The sequence below is a fragment of the Pseudomonas sp. TMW22089 genome (genome assembly GCF_022496645.1).
GTDB classification, from domain to species: Bacteria; Pseudomonadota; Gammaproteobacteria; order Pseudomonadales; family Pseudomonadaceae; genus Aquipseudomonas; species Aquipseudomonas paraversuta.
Map to the genome: position 1 here is coordinate 223,152 of NZ_SCFG01000006.1, position 19,584 is coordinate 242,735.

Annotated in this window: 16 protein-coding genes and 2 pseudogenes; 9 read left to right on the forward strand and 9 right to left on the reverse strand. The window is 52.6% G+C overall.

The window, feature by feature from the left end; all coding sequences use genetic code 11:
- Positions 1-9: 9 nt before the first annotated feature.
- Complete coding sequence (locus tag EQV90_RS08885) at positions 10-1,521, reverse strand: efflux transporter outer membrane subunit (protein ID WP_003440021.1); 1,512 nt, start codon at positions 1,519-1,521, stop codon at positions 10-12.
- A 213-nt stretch (positions 1,522-1,734) separates the two neighbouring features.
- On the opposite strand from EQV90_RS08885, the gene EQV90_RS08890 reads away from it, so the two are divergent.
- Together EQV90_RS08890 and EQV90_RS08895 are read left to right on the forward strand one after the other, a co-directional pair.
- Complete coding sequence (locus EQV90_RS08890; protein ID WP_003440018.1) at positions 1,735-2,667, forward strand: LysR family transcriptional regulator; 933 nt, start codon at positions 1,735-1,737, stop codon at positions 2,665-2,667.
- An 84-nt stretch (positions 2,668-2,751) separates the two neighbouring features.
- On the forward strand, positions 2,752-3,741 hold the full coding sequence (locus tag EQV90_RS08895; protein ID WP_240878000.1) for a D-glycerate dehydrogenase: 990 nt from the start codon (positions 2,752-2,754) through the stop codon (positions 3,739-3,741).
- Between the two features lie 109 nt (positions 3,742-3,850).
- On the opposite strand, the gene EQV90_RS08900 is transcribed toward EQV90_RS08895, so the two are convergent.
- Positions 3,851-4,747 carry a DMT family transporter gene (locus EQV90_RS08900; RefSeq protein ID WP_003440013.1) on the reverse strand — a complete coding sequence of 299 codons (897 nt, stop codon included), beginning with the start codon at positions 4,745-4,747 and terminating at the stop codon, positions 3,851-3,853.
- 134 nt (positions 4,748-4,881) lie between these two features.
- Between EQV90_RS08900 and EQV90_RS08905 the strand changes: the two genes are divergently transcribed.
- The gene (locus EQV90_RS08905) at positions 4,882-5,757 is read left to right on the forward strand and encodes an AraC family transcriptional regulator (protein ID WP_240878001.1); all 876 of its coding nucleotides are present in this window, start codon (positions 4,882-4,884) and stop codon (positions 5,755-5,757) included.
- 472 nt (positions 5,758-6,229) lie between these two features.
- Here EQV90_RS08905 and EQV90_RS08910 read toward each other — a convergent pair whose 3' ends face one another.
- The 3 genes from EQV90_RS08910 to EQV90_RS08920 form a co-directional block, all read right to left on the reverse strand.
- Entirely contained in the window at positions 6,230-8,656 is a 2,427-nt protein-coding gene (locus tag EQV90_RS08910) for a TonB-dependent receptor (protein ID WP_240878002.1), read from the reverse strand.
- A gap of 156 nt (positions 8,657-8,812) precedes the next feature.
- Entirely contained in the window at positions 8,813-9,805 is a 993-nt protein-coding gene (locus EQV90_RS08915; protein WP_010656019.1) for a FecR family protein, read from the reverse strand.
- Positions 9,802-10,356, reverse strand: a complete 555-nt coding sequence (locus EQV90_RS08920; RefSeq protein ID WP_127196050.1) for a sigma-70 family RNA polymerase sigma factor — start codon at positions 10,354-10,356, stop codon at positions 9,802-9,804. The genes EQV90_RS08915 and EQV90_RS08920 overlap by 4 nt, the downstream gene beginning before the upstream one ends.
- Before the next feature lie 438 nt (positions 10,357-10,794).
- On the opposite strand from EQV90_RS08920, the gene EQV90_RS08925 reads away from it, so the two are divergent.
- Complete coding sequence (locus EQV90_RS08925; RefSeq protein ID WP_003439990.1) at positions 10,795-11,223, forward strand: HPF/RaiA family ribosome-associated protein; 429 nt, start codon at positions 10,795-10,797, stop codon at positions 11,221-11,223.
- A 115-nt stretch (positions 11,224-11,338) separates the two neighbouring features.
- Here the strand turns inward: EQV90_RS08925 and EQV90_RS08930 are convergent.
- Positions 11,339-11,605: pseudogene (locus tag EQV90_RS08930) on the reverse strand (phosphate-starvation-inducible PsiE family protein); the annotation flags it as partial.
- A 38-nt stretch (positions 11,606-11,643) separates the two neighbouring features.
- Here EQV90_RS08930 and EQV90_RS08935 point away from each other — a divergent pair.
- Positions 11,644-13,380: a recombinase family protein gene (locus EQV90_RS08935; protein WP_176464934.1), complete on the forward strand. Its 1,737-nt coding sequence runs from the start codon at positions 11,644-11,646 to the stop codon at positions 13,378-13,380.
- Positions 13,381-13,592: 212 nt separating this feature from the next.
- A complete protein-coding gene (locus EQV90_RS08940; protein WP_240878003.1) occupies positions 13,593-14,129 on the forward strand; it encodes a type 4 pilus major pilin in 537 nt (178 codons plus the stop codon).
- A gap of 176 nt (positions 14,130-14,305) precedes the next feature.
- Here the strand turns inward: EQV90_RS08940 and EQV90_RS08945 are convergent, their stop codons facing one another.
- Both EQV90_RS08945 and EQV90_RS08950 read right to left on the reverse strand, forming a co-directional pair.
- Entirely contained in the window at positions 14,306-15,706 is a 1,401-nt protein-coding gene (locus EQV90_RS08945) for a hypothetical protein (RefSeq protein ID WP_240878004.1), read from the reverse strand.
- Between the two features lie 200 nt (positions 15,707-15,906).
- Positions 15,907-16,242, reverse strand: coding sequence for a helix-turn-helix transcriptional regulator (locus EQV90_RS08950; protein ID WP_095038402.1), 336 nt, complete (start codon positions 16,240-16,242; stop codon positions 15,907-15,909).
- Positions 16,243-16,394: 152 nt separating this feature from the next.
- Here EQV90_RS08950 and EQV90_RS08955 point away from each other — a divergent pair, with 152 nt between their 5' ends.
- The 3 genes from EQV90_RS08955 to EQV90_RS08965 all read left to right on the forward strand — a co-directional run bounded on the left by EQV90_RS08955 (position 16,395) and on the right by EQV90_RS08965 (position 18,287).
- Positions 16,395-16,664, forward strand: a complete 270-nt coding sequence (locus EQV90_RS08955; RefSeq protein ID WP_141229073.1) for a hypothetical protein — start codon at positions 16,395-16,397, stop codon at positions 16,662-16,664.
- 75 nt (positions 16,665-16,739) lie between these two features.
- The gene (locus tag EQV90_RS08960) at positions 16,740-16,952 is read left to right on the forward strand and encodes a hypothetical protein (protein WP_141229072.1); all 213 of its coding nucleotides are present in this window, start codon (positions 16,740-16,742) and stop codon (positions 16,950-16,952) included.
- Between the two features lie 93 nt (positions 16,953-17,045).
- Complete coding sequence (locus EQV90_RS08965; RefSeq protein ID WP_240878005.1) at positions 17,046-18,287, forward strand: hypothetical protein; 1,242 nt, start codon at positions 17,046-17,048, stop codon at positions 18,285-18,287.
- 66 nt (positions 18,288-18,353) lie between these two features.
- On the opposite strand, the pseudogene EQV90_RS08970 reads toward EQV90_RS08965, so the two are convergent.
- A pseudogene (locus EQV90_RS08970) lies at positions 18,354-19,584 on the reverse strand (hypothetical protein); the annotation flags it as partial.

Below are 19,584 nucleotides of genomic sequence, written 5' to 3' on the forward strand. Positions count from 1 at the left end.
GGTTGAGCATCAATGTACAAACGGCGCCATGACAGCTGGCGGTTTGTCGGGCACGTAACGATCTTGTTTCGGCACATCGCTGCCGGCACCAAGGCCGCCACCCAGCGCTGTCACCAACTCGGCATGGGCAACCAGGCGTGCGGCCTGGACCTGCTGCTGCACTTGCTGCTGACGGAACAGCAGGGTTTGCGCGTTGAGAACGTTGAGGTAGTCGGTAAGGCCGCGCTGATAGGCAAGCATGGCGATGTCATAGGTTTTCTGTGCTGCCGCAACCGACTCGGCGGCGAACACCTGCTGCTTGTCCATGGACTCGCGCTTGATCAACTGATCGGAAATGCCCTTGAGCGCAGTGACCAGGGTCTGGTTGTACTTGGCTGTGGCCATGTCATAACCGCTGGCAGCCACACCCAGTTGCGAGCGCAGGCGGCCGCCATCAAAGATCGGCAGCGAAATCGCCGGGCCGACGTTGTAGTTGAGTTTTTTCGCGCTCAGAAACTCCAGGGCGCCGCCACCGGTGGCCATGAAGCCAAGACTGGCCACCAGGTCGACGTTGGGATAGAAGTCGGCATGGGCCACGTCAATGCCACGGGCCTGGGCCGCCACTTCCCAGCGGCTGGCCACCACGTCCGGACGCTGGCCCAGCAGTTCGGCCGGCAGCCTGGAAGGCAGTTTGAGTGCGGTATTGAGCGCCAGCACCGGCCGCTTGAGACGAGCACCCTCCCCCGGGCCTTTGCCCGCCAGGGCGGCCAGCTGGTTGCGGGTGAGGGCGATTTCTTCTTCCCGGGCGTCGATCTGGCGATGGATTTCGGGCAGCGGGGCTTGCGCCTGGCTGACTTCGAAATGCGTGCCGATGCCGCCGTCCAGACGCTTTTGCGCCAGATCGAGGATCTGCTCTTGCTGGTGCAGGGTCGACTCGATGATGTCGAGCTGGGCAAAGTGCAGGGACAACTGGATATAGGCGCGAATCACGTTGTTCTGCAATTCAAGTTGCGCCTGGCGCGCTTCGGCGACGCTCATGTGCGCCATGTCCACGGCCTGTTCGGTGGTGTTGCTGTCGCGGCCCCACAGGTCGAGGGAAAAACTGAAGCCCAATGCCGCGTTGTTGTCCCAGGTGGTGGAATTGTCCAGCTCACCGGGGCCATAGAATTGGTCAGACGGCCAGTTGTGGCGTTTGAGCGTCGAGTCGCCATTGATCTGCAGCGACTGCGCCGACTCGGCGATCCCGGCCATGGCCCGGGCCTGACGCACACGGGCGGCAGCCATGGCCATGGTTGGACTACCCTGCACTGCAAGGCTGATCCAGGCATCCAGTTGCGGGTCGCCATAAGCGTGCCACCATTGAGCCTTGGGCCAGTTGGCGTCTTGCGCGGCGTTTTCAATGGCCTCGTCGGTGACCAGAGTATTAGCGGCGAGCATCGTGTCTTTTGGACCGATACCACCGAAGCTGATGCAGCCGTTTAATGCCAACGATAAAGCCAGAACACTGAGGGCTTTAAGCTCTCTGCTGATGCGACGTTGCACTGCTGCAAATACCTGAGGGAGAAAGGAGGGATAAAACTGAAGAACACAATTCTAGGCTCTGGCAGGTGCAGCGATAAGCTGGCATTAATGTGAATCTTTATTACCATTCTTGGGATAATCCGTTGGTCTTATGCAAACCTGCCAGTAAACGCTGAAACTTCGTGTCACAATTTGTCGCTGCTTGTTGTCGTTGCCCCTACTTGAGAGCACTCCATGGACACTTTGCAAAACATGCGCGCCTTCAGTTGCGTAGCCGAAGCCGGAAGTTTCACCGCCGCGGCTGCCATGCTGGATACCACCACGGCCAACGTCTCGCGCGCGGTCTCCAACCTTGAGGCCCACCTGCAAACCCGCCTGCTCAACCGCACCACCCGACGCATCGCCCTGACCGAAGCCGGCAAACGCTATTTGTTGCGCTGCGAGCAGATCCTGGCCTATGTCGAAGAAGCCGAAGCCGAGGCCAGTGACGCCCACTCGCGCCCGGCCGGCCAGCTCAAGGTGCACACCATGACCGGCATCGGTCAGCACTATGTGATCGACGCCATCGCCCGCTATCGCAAGACCCATCCTGATGTGACCTTCGACCTGACCCTGGCCAACCGCGTGCCGGACTTGCTCAACGAGGGCTATGACGTGTCCATCGTGCTCGCCAGCGAGCTGCCGGATTCCGGGTTTGTTTCGCAACGTCTGGGCATCACCTACAGCATCGTCTGCGCCTCCCCCGGCTACGTGAAAACCAATGGCACCGCGGACAAGCCCGGCGACCTGCTCAACCACGCCTGCCTGCGCCTGGTAAGCCCGGTGATCGCGCTGGATAAATGGGTATTCGAAGGGCCGGAAGGTCAGGAGATGGTCTTGATCAACTCCTCGCCGTTTCTGGTCAACTCGGCCGATGCGATGAAAACCGCCATAACCAGCGGCATGGGCGTCGGCATTTTGCCGGTGTATGCGGCCATCGAAGGTCTGCGCAACGGCACCCTGGTGCGCATGCTGCCCAAGTACCGTTCCCAGGAGCTGAACCTGTACGCCATCTACCCCTCGCGCCAGTACCTGGATGCGAAGATCAAAACCTGGGTGGAGTACATGCGCGGGTCGTTGCCGGAGATTCTGGCAGCCCATCAGACTGAGCTGGCGACCTATAGCTGACAGTTGAAACCTTCAGGTATTGGCGGATGAACGGCGGGAATGTTAGCGTGCTTACATTCCCGACAGCCGATGAGTCTTGTTCAGATGAGCCTTTCCAGCACCAAGAAAACCGTACTTGCCTTCAGCCGTGTCACCCCCCGGATGGTCGAGCGCCTGCAACAGGATTTCAACGTCATCGTGCCCGATCCCAAGCTGGGCGATCTCAATGCCCAGTTCGATGAAGCCCTGCCCCACGCCCACGGTTTGATCGGCGTGGGCCGCAAGCTGGGGCGCAAGCAACTGGAGAACGCCAGGCAACTGGAAGTGGTCTCCAGCGTATCGGTGGGCTACGACAACTACGATGTCGACTACTTCAACGAACGCGGGATCATGCTGACCAACACCCCGGACGTGCTCACCGAAAGCACCGCTGACCTGGGTTTCACCCTGATCATGAGCAGCGCCCGCCGGGTGGCGGAACTGGATGCATGGACCAAGGCCGGGCAATGGCAGGCCAGCGTACCGCCTGCGTTGTTTGGCAGCGACGTACATGGCAAGACCCTGGGCATTGTGGGCATGGGCAATATCGGCGCGGCCATCGCCCGTCGTGGTCGCCTGGGGTTCAACATGCCCATCCTCTACAGCGGCAACAGCCGCAAGACTGCCGTTGAGCAAGAGCTGGGGGCGCAGTTCCGCAGCCTGGACCAGTTGCTGGCCGAAGCCGATTTCGTGTGCCTGGTGGTACCGCTGAGCGAAAAAACCAGACACCTGATCAGCCGGCACGAGCTGGGGCTGATGAAGAAAAGCGCGATTCTGGTGAATATCTCCCGTGGTCCGGTGGTGGATGAACCGGCGCTGATCGAAGCTCTGCAAAACGGTACGATTCGCGGCGCGGGACTGGATGTGTATGAAAAAGAGCCGCTGGCAGAGTCACCGTTGTTTGCGTTGAAAAACGCCGTGACCTTGCCGCACATCGGCTCGGCGACCCATGAAACCCGGGAAGCCATGGCCAATCGTGCCCTGGACAACCTGCGCAGTGCCCTGCTGGGCGAACGCCCGCAGGATCTGGTGAACCCGCAGGTCTTTAAAGGCTGATACGGCATTGATCTGATCCTGATCTGATCCTGTAGGAGCGAGCTTGCTCGCGAGCTTTTGGAACAGCTCGCGAGCAAGCTCGCTCCTACAGGGGGGCGGTGTTCGAGGTTCAGGCCAGTTTTGCGGCCATAGGTACCACCCGGGGTTTGCGAAACACCAGCACGTTGCCCAGCATCACCAGTACCAGACCGGCCAGTGCCGGGGCTGTCCACTGGTAGCCCTCGGCAAACGCCGACACATTGAGTGCCACCAGCGGAAACAATACCGTGCAGTACGCTGCCCGCTCCGGGCCCATGCGCCCGACCAGGGTCAGGTAGGCGGTGAAACCTATCACCGAACCCGGGATCACCAGGTACAACAACGAGCCGATGTAACGGGTGTTCCATTCCATGGTGAACGCAATGCCGCTGAAGGCGCAGTACAGCGCCAGCATGCCGGCGCCATAGAGCATGCCCCAGGCGTTAGTGGTCAGCGGTTTGAGCCCGGCTTTTTGCTGCAGGCTCGACAGCATGTTGCCCGCCGAAAAACACAGGGTGCCGATCAATGCCAGCCCCAGCCCCAGCAGGATCTGCGGGGTCGCGGTATGCCCGCTCAACTCCGGCCAGAACAGCAGCCCCAACCCGAACAACCCCAGTGCACCTCCGGCGATTACGTTGCGGGCGATTTTCTGCTTGAAGAAGATCCGCGCGTTCAGCGCGTTCCACAGCGTGGCGGTGGAAAACACCACGGCGATCAAGCCTGTGGTCAGCCACTGACTGGCGGTCAAAAAGCACATGAAGTTGACGCAGAACAGACACAGGCCCTGCGCCAGGCAAATCAGATGCCCGCGCCGGTTCATGGTTTGCAGCCGACGCGTCAGCAACAACACCGCGAACAGCACCAGTGCCGCCAGGCCAAAGCGATAGACGATGGACACCGGTATGGCCACCACCCCCAATTGCAGTTTGAGGGCGATCCAGGTCGTGCCCCAGATCAACACGGTCAACAAGTACAGGGATAGGTTCATGGCAAGCTCCTGGAGATGGCTTGCAGTCTGCGATGCAATGCCGGGGCGCACTTGCAGATTCTTGCGCTTTTGTGGCCCCGGGGCTGGCAGCGCTGATGCGACGGAGTAGGATGCGAAGGGTTGGAGTAATCACCATGTCTGCATTCGATACCCTGCAAGTTTTTCAATCCATGAGCCGCTCGCCCAATGCCCGTCTGGAGCACAGTGCCGAGCTCGGTGACGGTATGGCCGCAGCCTTGTGGACCAACCATCACGATGCCCGCGACTATCAGGCGCCGACTCACCACACCCTGTCGTGCTACATCTCGGGCGGCACCGGGACCTTTCGCCGGGAGCAGCCGGGGGCAACGGGTGCGCCGGGCAAACTCTGCGTGCTGCCTGCCGATCATCAGTCGGCCTGGGTGATCAATGGCGCCATTCGCCTGGCCCATGTGTATGTCAGCCAGGAGCAATTCGCCCTGGGTTGCGTGACATTGCTCGACCGCGAACCTCGCGAGCTGCAACTGCGCGAAATCACCTTTTTCGATGACGAACAACAAACCCGGCGCTTTCATCAGTTGATCCAGCTGAACTGGAGCGAACCCGGCGAACGCCTGCTCACCAGCAGCCTGGCCAGCGAGTTGCTCGATCATGCGTTGCTCAGTCAGGTGGGGATGCGCAGCGGGCTGCAACTCAAGGGCGGGCTGGCGGCGTATCAACGGCGCCAGTTGGTGGACATGATTGAGCAGCAGCTGGCCGAGCCGTTGAACATTGGCCAACTGGCCGCGCACTGCGCATTGTCGCCTTACCACTTTGCCCGCATGTTTCGCCAGAGTTTCGGCGTGCCGCCTCACCAGTATCTGCTGGCGCGCCGCCTGGCTCGCGCCCGGGATTTGCTGCGCAACAGCGCGATGAGGCTGGGTGACATTGCACTAGCCTGCGGCTTTGCCAGCGCCAGCCACTTCGCCAACCGGTTCAAACAGACCCTGGGGGGGACGCCGGGAGAGTATCGGGCGGCGTTCAGGCCTTGAAAGCCACAACATCAACCAAATTAACCTGTAGGAGCGAGCTTGCCTCGCGAGCTGTGGGCTATCTGCGAGATTGCTGAAGAGCTCGCGAGGCAAGCTCGCTCCTACAGGGGGCGGGGCTGCCTGCAAGATCGCTGAAGAGCTCGCGAGGCAAGCTCGCTCCTACAGGGGGGCGGGGCTGCCTGCGAGATTGCTGAAGAGCTCGCGAGACAAGCTCGCTCCTACAGGGGGCGGGGCTGCCTGCGAGATTGCTGAAGAGCTCGCGAGACAAGCTCGCTCCTACAGGGGGGCGGGGCTGCCTGCAAGATCGCTGAAGAGCTCGCGAGACAAGCTCGCTCCTACAGGGGGCGGGGCTGCCTGCGAGATTGCTGAAGAGCTCGCGAGGCAAGCTCGCTCCTACAGGGGGCGGGGCTGCCTGCGAGATTGCTGAAGAGCTCGCGAGGCAAGCTCGCTCCTACAGGGGGGCGGGGGCGGGTCAGAACTCCAGGGTGGTGGATACGCTCACTTGCCGCGCATCACCCATGGAGACAAACATCCGGCTCGCCGCCGAGGTGTAGTAAACCCGGTCGAAGAGGTTTTTGACATTGAGCTGCACTTTGAGCTTTTGCCCTTCGAGCTGGGTGTCGTAGGTGGCAAAGGCATCGGCCACGGTGTAGGACGGCAGGTCGAAATCGTTCAGGGCGTCGCCTGCACGCTCACCCACATAGCGCGCTCCGGCACCGACCCGCAATTTGTCGCCGCCAACAATGTTGCCAAAGTCATAGACCGCCGATAGCGAGCCGCTGTTTTTAGCCACGTTCTGCAAGCGCATGCCCTGGTAGGTGGCGTCCTTGGTGACTTCGGCATCGGTGTAGGCATAGCTGCCGATCAGGCTCCACTGTTCGCTCAACTGACCGCTGACATCCAGCTCCAGGCCGCGGGAGCTGACCTGGCCTGCCGTCGAGTACAACGTGTCATCACCCACGGTGGTGGATACCAGAACGTTGCGCTTTTTGATGTCGAACAGCGCCGCGCTGGCGGTGATGCGCCCCGGAATATCCAGTTTGGCCCCCAGTTCCCAGGACTTGGACTGCTCCGGGGCGATGGCCGAATCCAGCACCACGCCGCCGGTCAGGGGAGCGATGCTGGAGTTGGGCTTGAACGATTCGGTGTAGCTGCCGTAGAACGACAATTCATCGCTGTATTGATAGACCAGACCCGCCCGCGGTATCCATTTGACGCCGTTGGTATCGGTGTTGGCCTTGAACGGGATGCCCTTGCCCGCGAGCTGGTCGTACTTCTGGAAACGGCCGCCTGCCACCAGAATCCATTTATCGGTCAGGTGGATGGAGTCCTGGGCGAACAATGAATCGCTGCGCAGCAAGTCGGTCTGGTTGCTGTCACTGGCGCTGACCGTGGTGCCCGCCACTTCGCGACCATATACCGGGTCGAGATAGCTGAACGGGTATTGGCTGTTCTGCCGAATCAGATCCGCACGATAGATTTTGCGGTACTCGTCATCCACCCCGAACACCAGATCATGCTGCATGCCCGCAACCTGAACCTTGCCTTGCAGGCTGGCAGTGGTGAAGCGGTCGGTGGTGATGGCGCCCCGGGTGCCATCCATTTTGCGGGTCAGGGTACCGCTGGCCGGGTCGACGGCAGTCACCCGGACCTGGCTGGCGTCGTAGGTTTCGCGGTTCCAGCTGTAGCCGAAATGGGCTTTCCAGTCGTCATTGAGGTCGTGATCGACTTCAAGGCGATACAGGTCCGAGCGCCCCTGCATGTTGTTGAAGGGTTCGTCGAGGCGGCGCGTGGCCGGGATATCCAGCGGATGATTGGTGGCCGGGTTGATCGCCGTGCCCCGGTCAAAGGGGGTCAGAAACTCGCGATGTTCGTAGGCCAGCAGCACCTGGGTGTTGTCGCCATACCAGGCCAGCGAAGGGGCGATCAGGGTCTCGCGGTGCAGGCCAAAGTTGCGCCAGTAATCTTCATCTTCATGATCGATGATCATCCGGTAGGCCAGCCCGGAATCCCCCAGCGGGCCGGTGCTGTCCAGTGTCCCGCCACTGCCGTTTTTGCCGGCACCATAGCTGGAGCCTTTTACCGTCAGTGCGTTGTACTGCTGCAGTTGCGGCTTTTTGCTGACCACGTTGACCACCCCGCCCGGGTCCTGGATTCCGTAGAGCAAGGACGCCGGCCCCTTGAGCACTTCGACCCGCTCGGTGGCGGCATTCAGCGCCCGGCCCTGCACCAGCGGCATGCCATCGCGCATGATCGAGCCGTCGCGGTTGTCGCCAAAGCCACGTTTCATTACCGAGTCCTGGGTCCCGCCCAGCGTGTTGCCCTGGGTGATGCCGCTGATATTGTTCAGCGCGTCATCCAGATTGCGCGGCACCTGGTCGCGAATGACCTGGGCGGCGACCACGTTGATGGTCTGCGGAATCTCCATCGACGTGCCCGTGCCACGCATCACCGAGGTACTGGCCGGAGGCTGATAGCTGGTGTCACTGACGGCCTGGGAGGTGATGCTGGTGGCCCCCAGGTTCAGGGCGCCGGCCTCGGGTCGGGGTTCGAGGGCAAAGGTGCTGGCATCGGTGCGCCGTGCATTCAAGCCCGACTGCGCGAGCAACTGCTGCAACGCCTGCTCGGCACCCATGCGCCCTTCGACCGCAGGGGCTTGCAGGCCGAAGGGTGCTTCGTCGGTGTAGACCACACTGAGGCCGGTCAGCCGGCTGAAGTCGCTGAGGGCCCGGGGCAACGGCTCGGCCGGCAGATTGAAATCAAACAGAGCACCGGTTTGCTGCACAGTGGCACCGGCTGCCATGGCGACAGACAAAGGCGTTAACACCAGACCGGCCATCAAAGCCGAAACGCTCAACCACTGTTTAACCGAACCGCCTGCCGCTGACGTGGACTTCATGCTCATGACCTGTGTGCCAACCTGATACGGAATGCGAATTTTTCGCATTTTCAAGCACTACACGGATGGCCCCGGGGTTTACCTCACCCCTTGATTGAAAAAAATCCTGTGGGAGCTGGCAAGCCAGCTCCCACGATCAATCAACATGTATGAAACTCAACGCAGCACAATCACCCGACCGAACAAGGTGTGCTGTTCAAACCCGAGCACACCTTGCAGGGAGGCAAGCACTGCTTGCGGGTCCTGAGTGGGGAAGCTGGCGCTGATGCGGCGTGTGCCCAACTGGCTATTGAGCAACAGGATTTGCCCGGGGTAGTAGCGCCTCAGATCGGCCACCACATCGGCCAGCGGCGTCTTGTAGTAGCTCAGCGAGCCGCTGCGCCACGCCAGTCGGGCCTGACTGTCGACCTGTTGCACCGCGTCGCTCACAGCACCGTCGGCATAGGCCACTTGCTGGTCAGCCGCAAGAATCTGCTGTGGCGCGTGCTCCCCCGCCTTGACCCCGACCCGGCCGGATAACACGGTAACTTGCACCCCGGCAGGCTGCAGCCGTACTTCAAACTCAGTGCCCAGTACTCGCGCTTCGCCACCACTGGCATCCACCACAAAGGGTTCGCCGGTATGGGTAACGTGGAAAAACGCAACCCCGCGCCGCAACTCCACATGCCGCTCACCAGCGCTGAAATTCACCGCAATGGCACTGTCGGCATCCAGCGTGACCCGTGACTGATCGGCCAGGGTCACGGTGCGTACCTGCCCCGGCGCGCTGACGTAATCGGCGCCAAGATTATCGAGCCAGCGTATCGGCTGCCAGCCCGCGAACACCCCGACCGTCAACAACAGGCACGCAGCAACCGCCAGCCCACTGGACCAGTGCTTGATTCTGCTGCGCCGGGAAGCCTTGATCGCCGACAAGTAACCTTGCAACACCTGCGCCTCTTCGGCCGCCAAAGTACTGCCCGCCACTTCGCTCAGCTCCCATATCACTTGCGCCCGGGAGTACGCCTCGGCGTGGGCGGGATCGGCCAGCAGCCAACGGCTGAAGGTGGCCTGGTCACCGCTGTCGGGCTGATCGTGCAACACACTGAGCCACGCCAGCGCGGTGCGCTCCTGTTCGGCAGTGACCGCAATATCCGGACGATTGATCACAACGAGGTCCCTGCTGGCGGCTCACGCAAACTGGCCTTGCAGGCCTCCAGGGCACGCATCATGTGTTTTTCGACGGCACTTTGAGACAGTCCCATGACCCTGGCGATATCGGCATAGGTACGACCGTGAATCCGGTTGAGCAAAAATATATGCCGGGTGCGCTCGGGCAGGCTGCGCAAGGCGGCCTCGACCTGGCGCAAGTCATTGCCCGCCTCCAGTGCTGCCTGGGGCTCGCAGCTGCGGGCGTCCGACTCGGGCTGCCAGTGCTGATTGATCCGCCCGCGAGCCCCTTCGCTGCGCAGATGGTCGATGGCGATATTTCCGGCGCTGCGCAGTAAATAAGTGCTGAGTTCTTCGACCTGTACCAGGGGCCGGCGCCAGAACCGCAGGAACAAGTCCTGAACCAGATCGGCCGCCGTAGCCCGGCATCCGACACGGCGGCTCACCAGGGCTTCCATTTGTAACCGCTGAGATAAAAACACCTGCAGAAAATGCGCTCGTCCATGACGCGTGTCACTGCCGGGGCCTTCATTGAGATCGGGAGAGGTCATGGGTGGGGGATCGGTATACAGGTCGAAAAGGAAAGCGATACTAATGATAAACATTATCAGATGCAAAAATAGATGACGGCCTGCAGCTACGGGTGTCGATTGAACCCGGAACCTGAGCCAGCCCCCGCAGGAGCGAGCTTTTCGCCATGATTGCAGACCGTTCGCGAGCAAGCTCGCTCCTGCAGCCTGATGCTGTTCTACATAATCTGAGCCGGCGAGCCGTCGTCGCATTTTGATATAAATCGACCATAGCCTGCACACGCGGGCTTGTCCGTCTCATCAAAGACTGACGCCGGTCATGGCTGGCGAGACTTGCGGAAAATAGTGCTTGAAATATTTGTTCATCGGCCCAAACACTGTAACTGAGCGATGACGAGGAACCTTTGAATACACGAGGCCGTCAGACCTCACACGAGCACGCTATATAAGGGAAGAATTATGCAAACTGAAGTCTTTTCCGATAAGAACATCGCCGTTGACGTACGTACCCAGAACTGGGTAACAGCGACAGTTGAAGTTACGCTCGAACGTCATTTGGAAGACCTGACTCGAGTCATCGTGCATGTCAGCGATGAAAACGGTGGCAAGTCAGGTACTAAAGACAAACGTTGCAAAATGGAGGCACGACCTAAAGGACACCAGCCATTTCTCGTTTCCCACGACGCTGATTCCCTGACAGAAGCGGTAGAAGGTGCCGCGACAAAACTGGAGCACAAGCTGGAGCACCTTTTCGGCAAGCTGCGTGGCAAACACACCCCTAAACTGGCCGTTGAAGGCTTTGAAGAAAAAGAGCCAAAACAGACTGCTGATGATTTGCTTGAAGAAGAGTTTTTGGAGAAAGAAAAAGAACTCGATAAAATCAGCTGATTCAGCGCCCAGAGCGTACTAAAAAGGGCGGGCTTACTTCGGTAAGCCCGCCCTTTTTTATGCTTTGAAGAAACTGCCGAGACGCAAATCTGCAGGAGACAAATTTACACAGCGTCTACAACTCGCCCTTCTCCACTTCCGGGTGTTCACCTGAACCTGCGCCGGTCTTGCGCCGGGGGTTCTCTATTTTCACCGACGGGAACTGCGACGATGCATAGCGCACCACCAGAATCGCCAGCGCCAGCAACAAGATCGCTCCGGTCAGGTACACCACGCCCATGTCCGGCGGGTTGTGATGGGAGACGTTGGAGATCAGCAAGCGGGTCAAGGCCGTAATCGCCACGTAAATCAGGAAACGTACCGGCATGTGGTTGGTCTTGTACAATGCATCTATTACTAACAATTTACTATGGAGTGTCTATGACCGCTTTACAGCCTGCTGGCTACGCATACATTCGTCATTCGACGAAACGCCAAGGCGGTGATGACAAAGACTCTGTAACGCGCCAGAAGCAGTCCATTCGGGTGCTCGCTGAGCAGTACCGGGTAGACATTCCTGACACGAATTTTTTCTATGAAAACGGTGTATCAGCGTACTCAGGAAAAAACCGCACGCACGGAAAACTCAAAGAACTGATAGACCAAATTGACTCCTTACAAATTCGGCAGGGCGATTACGTTTTCGTTGAGTCGATTGACCGGCTGAGTCGGCAGCGCCTCCTGCAAGCGAAGGAGTTGGTCAACGGAATTCTCGAAAAAGGAATTATTCTAGTCACGACAATAGACAACCAGCGGTACGAAAAAGCATCAGAAAAAAATGGGATTGACGACCTTTCCCAAGATATTCTTTTATCTGTGATTGCGAAACGAGCCCACGAAGAGTCCAGGACAAAATCCGTTCGGAGGCTGTCGGCTTGGAATAAAGCGAAAAAAGAAGCGGACGAAGACCAAAAGCCGTTCAACGTAAAGCGCCCTCCTTTCGGTGTTCAGTACAACAAAATCACTGAAAAATTTGAACCTCACCAAGAGCAGGCAGAGGAATTAATCAGAGTTTTTGAGTCTCTGAAATTACAGGGCGTCACGGCAACGATTAAACAAACGAATAAAGACTCGCTTGTACGCTGGACGAACAACCGAGTGAAAGATATTTTCAAGACAAAATACCCTCTTGGCTTTTTGTACTCGCAAAAGAAAGTCGATGGGAAAATGCAGTTCGATAAATATATCGAAAACTATTATCCACAAATAATAAGTTATGAGCTTTTCGAAGAAGCACGCCAAGCGATGCAGCAACGTAAAGTGACGAAGCGTGTGGGTCGCGCAAGCGTCGGTAATGTGAATATATTCCGCCATACTGCACGTTGCGGACAGTGTGGCGAAAGCATGTTTTTCATGCATAATTTTGGCAAAGGTAAAAAACACTACTACTATCTGAGTTGCAGAAGCAACTTCGAACAACAAAAAAAATGTAACAACCGTATTAGATATGATTTTGCTGTGCGCATCTTATTTGACGCTATCGAAACAGCCGAGGCAATAAAATGGCTGAGCACTCAATCTGAGGACGAAAAGAAAGAATTCGGTGATACCGTATACAAATCACTTACAGAACTGGAAAAACTAGGTACTGACAGCGGCATGCTAACTCTATCGACTGCTTTTATAAAAATCATGTCTGGTAAGAGCGAGCACAAAAAGAACAACCAAGAACTAATTAAAATCGAGGAAGAACTTAACAAAGAAAAAATTCGCTTAGAAAATCTTGAACGCTCGGCAGAAGGCATCACCGATGGTATCTATCCATCTATCCTACTAAAACAATTAGCGTTAGCAGAAGAAGCCGTATCGAAACTCAAAGAGCGCCGCGAACAACACATAACCATTTCATCCACACCCAGTTCAAATCTGACCTTCGAGACAGTTCAGCAGTTTATTACGTTCTTCCTCGAAGAGGATACCAGACTCGAAATAATAAACTTCCTAGTTTCTAATAGATTTACGTTTCACTTCGATTACAATAAAGATTCAAAAAAAATGAAAACAATCGTCGGCATTAATAGCGAGCCTATATCGACTGTGCACAACACAAATGATGGTACATACCTAACAAAATACGGCCTTACAAATCTAGGGGATGAGTTCAAACTTTTTGACTGATTATTTATCGTCAAAAAAAGCATATGAAAAAACCGCCAATGGCGGTCTTCATAAAAATAACGCAATGATTTTATCATAACATAAAACATTGACTTCGTTTAATAACAACACTAAACAATATCAGCGCAACATTTAAACAGCCAAAATCAAGGCCAAGCGCAAAAAATTTCACATACATATGTTAAATTAAATGAATAACATTAAACATATATATGAAACTAAATCACACATCAAGAAATACAGGACTTACATTAATTGAAGCTTTGATATGGTTCGCGATTTTTGCGGCTGTTGTCGCTGGGGTTTTTGCACTTTATTCAAGCTCACGAAATGCTAGCAATGCATCAACAGTCAACAAAGAGCTTTCAACTATATTTTCTCAAACAGAGCAATTATTTGCCAGCGACGATACTTCTGCCTTGGCAAACAACAAGATAGCACTTCAACTTGGGATATTTCCTAATAGTTTAAAGGTAGGTGCTGATGGAGAGACGATAAGTAACGTGTTCGGTGGAAAAGTAACTCTTATAGGAACTTCGCCTAGTGGATTCACTGTAACTTACACCAATGTCCCGACAGGAGAAGTTTGTTCAAATATTGTTAGAGCACAGAAGGCCGTTGGTTGGGACACTGGTCTAGCAGTGCCTTATGGCTCTAAATACGCAATAAAAGATGTTGCCGCTGCTTGTGGTAATAATGGAGGAAAAGCACTAACACTCGCGTTTGTACGCTTAAACGCAAATCTCTAATGCTTCACAATAATAACAAGCCCTTGATTGGGCTTTTTGTTTACCTTGGGTTTAATACAGGAATAACACGAGAGAGTGTCTTTTATTTTAACTCATGAAGAAAAAAGAAATAAGACCCAAGAGCACGAAAAAGCCATACCAGTAGTAGACCAAAAAGTGCAACTTGATGAACGAGGTCATACCCCCCCCGCTTTCTTTCGGCTGTAATAGGTTCTTCGACTGATACCTAATGCAATCCAAGGCTGACTTGTAGCCTCTCCTGATTGGGGTTTCATACCCATATCTAAACGCTTCTGTGCCCTACGCCTTTGCTTTTCCTCGGGCGATATTATCGTTTTCAGGTGCGCTTGCTCATCGCCAGTGATTGCAAAAGTATTTATCAATGTTTCATTTTTAGGTGTGTAAAGGTTCGAAAACTTGAAATGCTCACCGTTCTGCTTCTTGATAGTTGAGTAACCTCTATTATGTCTAATAACCTTCCTTTCAAGGGTGCATAGGTCATCAAGCGACCATTCGGAGATGTCAAAATTGAGACTGCTTGCGATTTTAAGTGCATCTTGTTCAAAATCAACGAAATTAGTTGCGCCACACAAAGCCTTGAAATTCAATAGCCAAAACAAGAACAGCATACGAGAGTGCTGAACATTTCCGCTCCTTAATTTAATAAGCGTCTTCAAATCATCGTAACGGTCTTTGGCGAGTTGCAAATTAGACTTAGTAATTGCTGGTCTTTGGGATGGGTCACGCTTTTTATACACACCTTCCAGCTTAGGTTTTGGAGCAACGATTTCGAGGGTTTGTTTTTTTGGCTTGGGGATTTTGATTTTCTCTGGCTTTTGGAATTTATCAAAAGCGTAGCGTAATTCATCCATCGTGTATCTAACATCATTATAAAAAATCGTTTCGCAAAGTCTGTCAGTTCGGTCTACTTTTGGATTGAGCGTGCCGGGCAGTCGTAAGATACGAGTAATATCTTTTGCACCGTTATCTGCACCGAACTCTGCGAATAGCCTAATAATGGCTTCCTCGACCCTCATATACGCTGTTCCACTCAACTGATATTTTGTGCATTCCGTAAGGAAAAGCCATTTTAAGTAATACCCCCCGCCCGAATAATTTATGATGTTCGGATAAGGTATGTTGTTTGCTTCGCAATGGTCAAGAATATCTGTGATGACTTGTTCTTTCGTGAGGTGTTTCTTACTCTCGATTTTGTAAATATCTGCATCGCAATAAAACATTATTGAGCATATCAAATCCTCTCCTTTGCGAGACCTTCCATTAAAACGATTAGCCGTAGCTGTAATGCCTGACATGCCTTTATATTGTGATAGAACAGTTTCAAGGTCGTTAATGTTATGTCTCGTCTGTTTAGCGAGTTTGATTGTGTTTGTTTTCTTGTCTGCGTATGGAAAAATAGCCTCATCTGCTTTTATGTAAAAAAAGGCATTTTTCTTGTCGTTTTTTGGGTGATAAAGAAGCGGCTCGAAAATACTATCGTAGTCTACTGGGAGTTTGTTTGTTCTGTCATAACTATAAAGCGATGGCTGGGGGTTGAGTTTTAAAGCACTATTCATATTCTCCTCTAAATTATTTTAGTTTTTTGGAGGAAAATTAGAGACTGGCTCTTGCTACTTCAACTTGAAATGATATATTGAATATACAAAGCGTTGAATGTAGAAATTAATAGGCTTGGTCGCTCCCTAATCTCTACTCCTTGTATTAACTTACCATTTACCCCTTAAAGTGCAAATTTTAAGGGGTTTTGTTTTTGCTTCTACTTATTGGAAAGGATTTTCTTAGCGGCACCAACAATTTCACGTAGTGCCTCCTCATCTGCCTGATAAGCAATGTCACAAAGGTCATGCCGAAGGTTTGAACTCGTCGGAGCAGGTTGTTCCTGGCTCACGAAAAACAAGTCCAATGAGGCGTTCAGAGCAAGCGAAATTTGCTCTAAAACCTCAATGCTTGGGGCGTATTCACCTCGCTCATAACGGCTAACCGTCATCGCTTCACATCCCAAGACTTCCGCTAACTCTGCTTGTGTCCATCCTTTGGCTAGTCGTAACTCCTTGATTCGCTTGCCAAGGGCAACCGTCGCTCTCTGAGTCATGAGGAAAATTCCTTAAAATCAGATACTTACACCTATCCTTTGAGCCTAGAAGGTCATAATCTGGCTAGTCTATTGCTAGCCATTAGACATTTCTCGTATAGTCACGTTTCGTCTAGTCGAGTGGTTCGGTTGGATTGGCAAGGGATTACCTTATGAAACAGACAGTTATGTCAGTGCTGTTAGGACTTGGAGTCGTAGGAATGACCGGCTGTGCAGAATTGCAACAGCAGGCAGGGTCGCTCCTTCCACAGCAGAACCAATCCAACGCAAGCGTTACCAGCACCACTGGAACGGCTCAGCAAACCGTCGCTGATGAAGGCTCGTCATTTCTTGGGGATATGGTCAAAGAAGCAAGCAACACCGCTAAAAGCCAAGTATCCAGCTCTATACGCTCAACCATACGTGGTGCATTTAGTAACTAACTTCCTTTTATCAGAGGCTTGCTATTTACATTAACTTGAAAAATGTAACTCTATACATATAAGAAGGTATTTATTATGAGAAAGTTAAATTGTTTTGTTTTAGTTATTAGCGCCATGATTTCATTCAGCGCCTTGGCTGGTGGGAACGGTAGCGGTAATCCGAACAACGGTGGCGGTAGCGCAGTTAAAATTACTAAGCCCCCTATGTTCGTCTGGAAGGACTACAAGCTAGTAAAAAACCCTGACACGGCAACAAGCAAAGAAACACCGGCACTAGCAAAAAAGTAAAATCATAGTTTGTGCGAATAGGCGAGCCATATCGAGTGGAGCGCCTTTTTTCGTTTGCGTGATACAATTAAGGTATACGCAAATTGATTGAAAATGAAAATAATAAAAACAGTAATGACCTTAGCGCTACTAACCTCTTTTTCAAATGTTTATGCAGACGGAGGTACTTGGCGAGCAGTATGTACAAAAGTAGTCGCTTGCCCAGCAGGACAGACGGGGAGCATAACACTGAGTACCGGTGCAAATAACGACTCTGGCCAAGGGTGCGTGGGGGTTTACTGGGGGAATGCTAGGGTTAAATCAAATACTTGTAAGGTTTCCACTCCTGTCTATAAAAGTACCACAACAGAGCACAGAACTGTAAGTTGTCCCGAGGGGCAAAAAGGTGCTATTCAGCAGAAAAGAACCTTTGAGGTTTGGACCGATGGTTCCACTAAAAATCTATCAGGATGGTCTAATGCTTCAAATACCTGCGCTGTCGTCCCGACGCAAGACACTGAAAGAAAAGATGGTGTAGAGGAGGTTTCCTGTGACTCTTACTACGGAGCAGTTGCTGGGAGTTATTCTGGCTCTGTTTATAGCTATGGTGAGTATGTCTCATCTTATAATTCAGGCTCAATGAAAACTAATACTGTTTTCAATGTTGCGTCAATTGACACTACTTCCTGCAAGGCTCAAACGACAGATATGACTGTTGAGTACAAATCAGAGGGTTGTGGGCCACGTGAAACAGGTTCTAAAAAATACTTCCGCTATAAAGCAATAAATAGCAAATCAGAGGTTGCTTATCCTTATGGTGATTGGGCCATTTTAAACAATACGTGCACTGCGCAAGGTGCTGTGGACAATACCGCTCCGGTAGTACGTGAGAAAGTTACAGGGCTGTTAAGTAATATGCACTTCACATCATCACGATTAATGGTTGATGACTCGTTTAGCACGTACTTAAATAATTTGGCTGCGGATGGCTGGGCTGGTAAAGAACGCCACAAGTTGACTATAAGCATAAATGATTTGAGCAATGGCTCATATGATGCCAAAAAGATAAGCTCCATTATCAGCAAGTTCCAATCAGTTGTTGGGGCAGGTAATGCAGACGTTAAAATAGTGCTCCCGCGCTCGATAGATAAACTAGTAGGCAATGGCAATATCACTGCCAAAGCAAGCGCCAGTAAGTCTCTCGTGCTTAAAAGTATTAGGCTTGTTGGTATAAATGCAGTTGTGAACTATGTTGAATTAACGTCAGAGAAAGTAGTTAAAGCACCAATGGCAAAAGAAATAAAGATACAAGTATTGTCAAGTGGTGTTAACTTGTCGAGAATAAGCAGCGAATAAATGCTACAATGTGAATTCATCATAAATACTTGTGTTATACGAAAACCACCTTCGGGTGGTTTGTTATCATTCTGGTCTTATTTTACCCTTAATGTAACTCGACTCTGGCAACTCAGGAAGTTCATTGCGATGCTCATCTAAAATTTTTAGATGCTGGTCTATTTCCCTGTCTGCTTCTTTGATGAATTCGTGATGCTCGGTTCTATCGTTTATTTGTATCTTCAAGTAAGCAATTCTAGCTCGTTCAAGATACATATCTTGTATGTCTTGACGCTTCTCTTTAAATAACTCATCAAACCAAGCTACTATTCCCGCTATTAAATCACCCAGATTTGATTTGAACAATTTCAACTCTGCTAGTCGGCTTGTGATTTCGCCCTGAATTCGAGCGGACTCTATGCTCTTATCTGCTATGTTTTGCAGGTATTTTTGACTCTTCTTACGATAAGTCTCTGCTTGCTCCCGTTCTTCTGCTGTGGCTTGCTCTGCGAGTCGCTGTTGCTCTATGGCATCTCCTGCCTTGGTCAACTGTGCTTTAACGTATTGATTAGCCTTGTGAGTGTATTCTTGTGCTTTCTGCGCCTTTTGTTCTGCCTGTCCAGCTTCCTGCTTTGCCAACTCGGCTTTTCTAATAGCCTCATCCCTCTGTTCCTTGGCAAGTGTATAAAGGTTAAAGGTTCGTTCAGATTTGGGCTTTTTAGCTTCGCCATTAATGTGGCGGAGCGTGTTCATGTGTCCCTCTGTCTTCTCGTTTTTTTTTGCGTAAAAGGGGGTGTTTTTCAATAGACGATTGTTCGTGTATGCATAAAACATATCCTGCAAATAACCAAACAATAATTGAGACTCCAAAAAATCAGGTGTCTCGCCAATCAATTCTATTCCTGGGCGATGCTTTTTTAGGTAGGAGTTAACTTTTTTGATTTGCGTTTCACGTAAGTCATAACACCCAGTCTTGTTATTCTTGGTTGAGATAAAAATATGAGGATGGTCGCTATGGTCTTTTAGATTAACGTCTTCATCTCCATGCAGCACGATGAAATGAATGGGGTAGTCTGAAAAAACTTGCTGGTAGAAGTCTTTTATTAGGTCAATACGACCTTCGGCGCTAATTCCAGACACTTCATTTTTAGGGAAACTCTGAAAAGGACTTCCAAATCTGGTGAAATACGCCTGTCCCACGAACTGAACGGTTGAGCCCCGATGAAGCAAATGTCTTTCGCTGATGCCGAGTACGCAGGCAAACGTAAGCAGACCCGCCGTGAGCGTTTCCTGATTGAGATGGATCAGGTCGTGCCCT

Bases quoted from the DNA above. Each gene is read 5' to 3' on its own strand.
- EQV90_RS08960 (WP_141229072.1), top strand. From the start codon at position 16,740: ATGAGAAAGTTAAATTGTTTTGTTTTAGTTATTAGCGCCATGATTTCA.
- EQV90_RS08920 (WP_127196050.1), bottom strand. From the start codon at position 10,356: ATGACCTCTCCCGATCTCAATGAAGGCCCCGGCAGTGACACGCGTCAT.
- EQV90_RS08935 (WP_176464934.1), top strand. From the start codon at position 11,644: ATGACCGCTTTACAGCCTGCTGGCTACGCATACATTCGTCATTCGACG.
- EQV90_RS08895 (WP_240878000.1), top strand. From the start codon at position 2,752: ATGAGCCTTTCCAGCACCAAGAAAACCGTACTTGCCTTCAGCCGTGTC.
- EQV90_RS08925 (WP_003439990.1), top strand. From the start codon at position 10,795: ATGCAAACTGAAGTCTTTTCCGATAAGAACATCGCCGTTGACGTACGT.
- EQV90_RS08905 (WP_240878001.1), top strand. From the start codon at position 4,882: ATGTCTGCATTCGATACCCTGCAAGTTTTTCAATCCATGAGCCGCTCG.
- EQV90_RS08940 (WP_240878003.1), top strand. From the start codon at position 13,593: ATGAAACTAAATCACACATCAAGAAATACAGGACTTACATTAATTGAA.
- EQV90_RS08900 (WP_003440013.1), bottom strand. From the start codon at position 4,747: ATGAACCTATCCCTGTACTTGTTGACCGTGTTGATCTGGGGCACGACC.
- EQV90_RS08950 (WP_095038402.1), bottom strand. From the start codon at position 16,242: ATGACTCAGAGAGCGACGGTTGCCCTTGGCAAGCGAATCAAGGAGTTA.
- EQV90_RS08945 (WP_240878004.1), bottom strand. From the start codon at position 15,706: ATGAATAGTGCTTTAAAACTCAACCCCCAGCCATCGCTTTATAGTTAT.
- EQV90_RS08955 (WP_141229073.1), top strand. From the start codon at position 16,395: ATGAAACAGACAGTTATGTCAGTGCTGTTAGGACTTGGAGTCGTAGGA.
- EQV90_RS08965 (WP_240878005.1), top strand. From the start codon at position 17,046: ATGAAAATAATAAAAACAGTAATGACCTTAGCGCTACTAACCTCTTTT.
- EQV90_RS08890 (WP_003440018.1), top strand. From the start codon at position 1,735: ATGGACACTTTGCAAAACATGCGCGCCTTCAGTTGCGTAGCCGAAGCC.
- EQV90_RS08910 (WP_240878002.1), bottom strand. From the start codon at position 8,656: ATGAAGTCCACGTCAGCGGCAGGCGGTTCGGTTAAACAGTGGTTGAGC.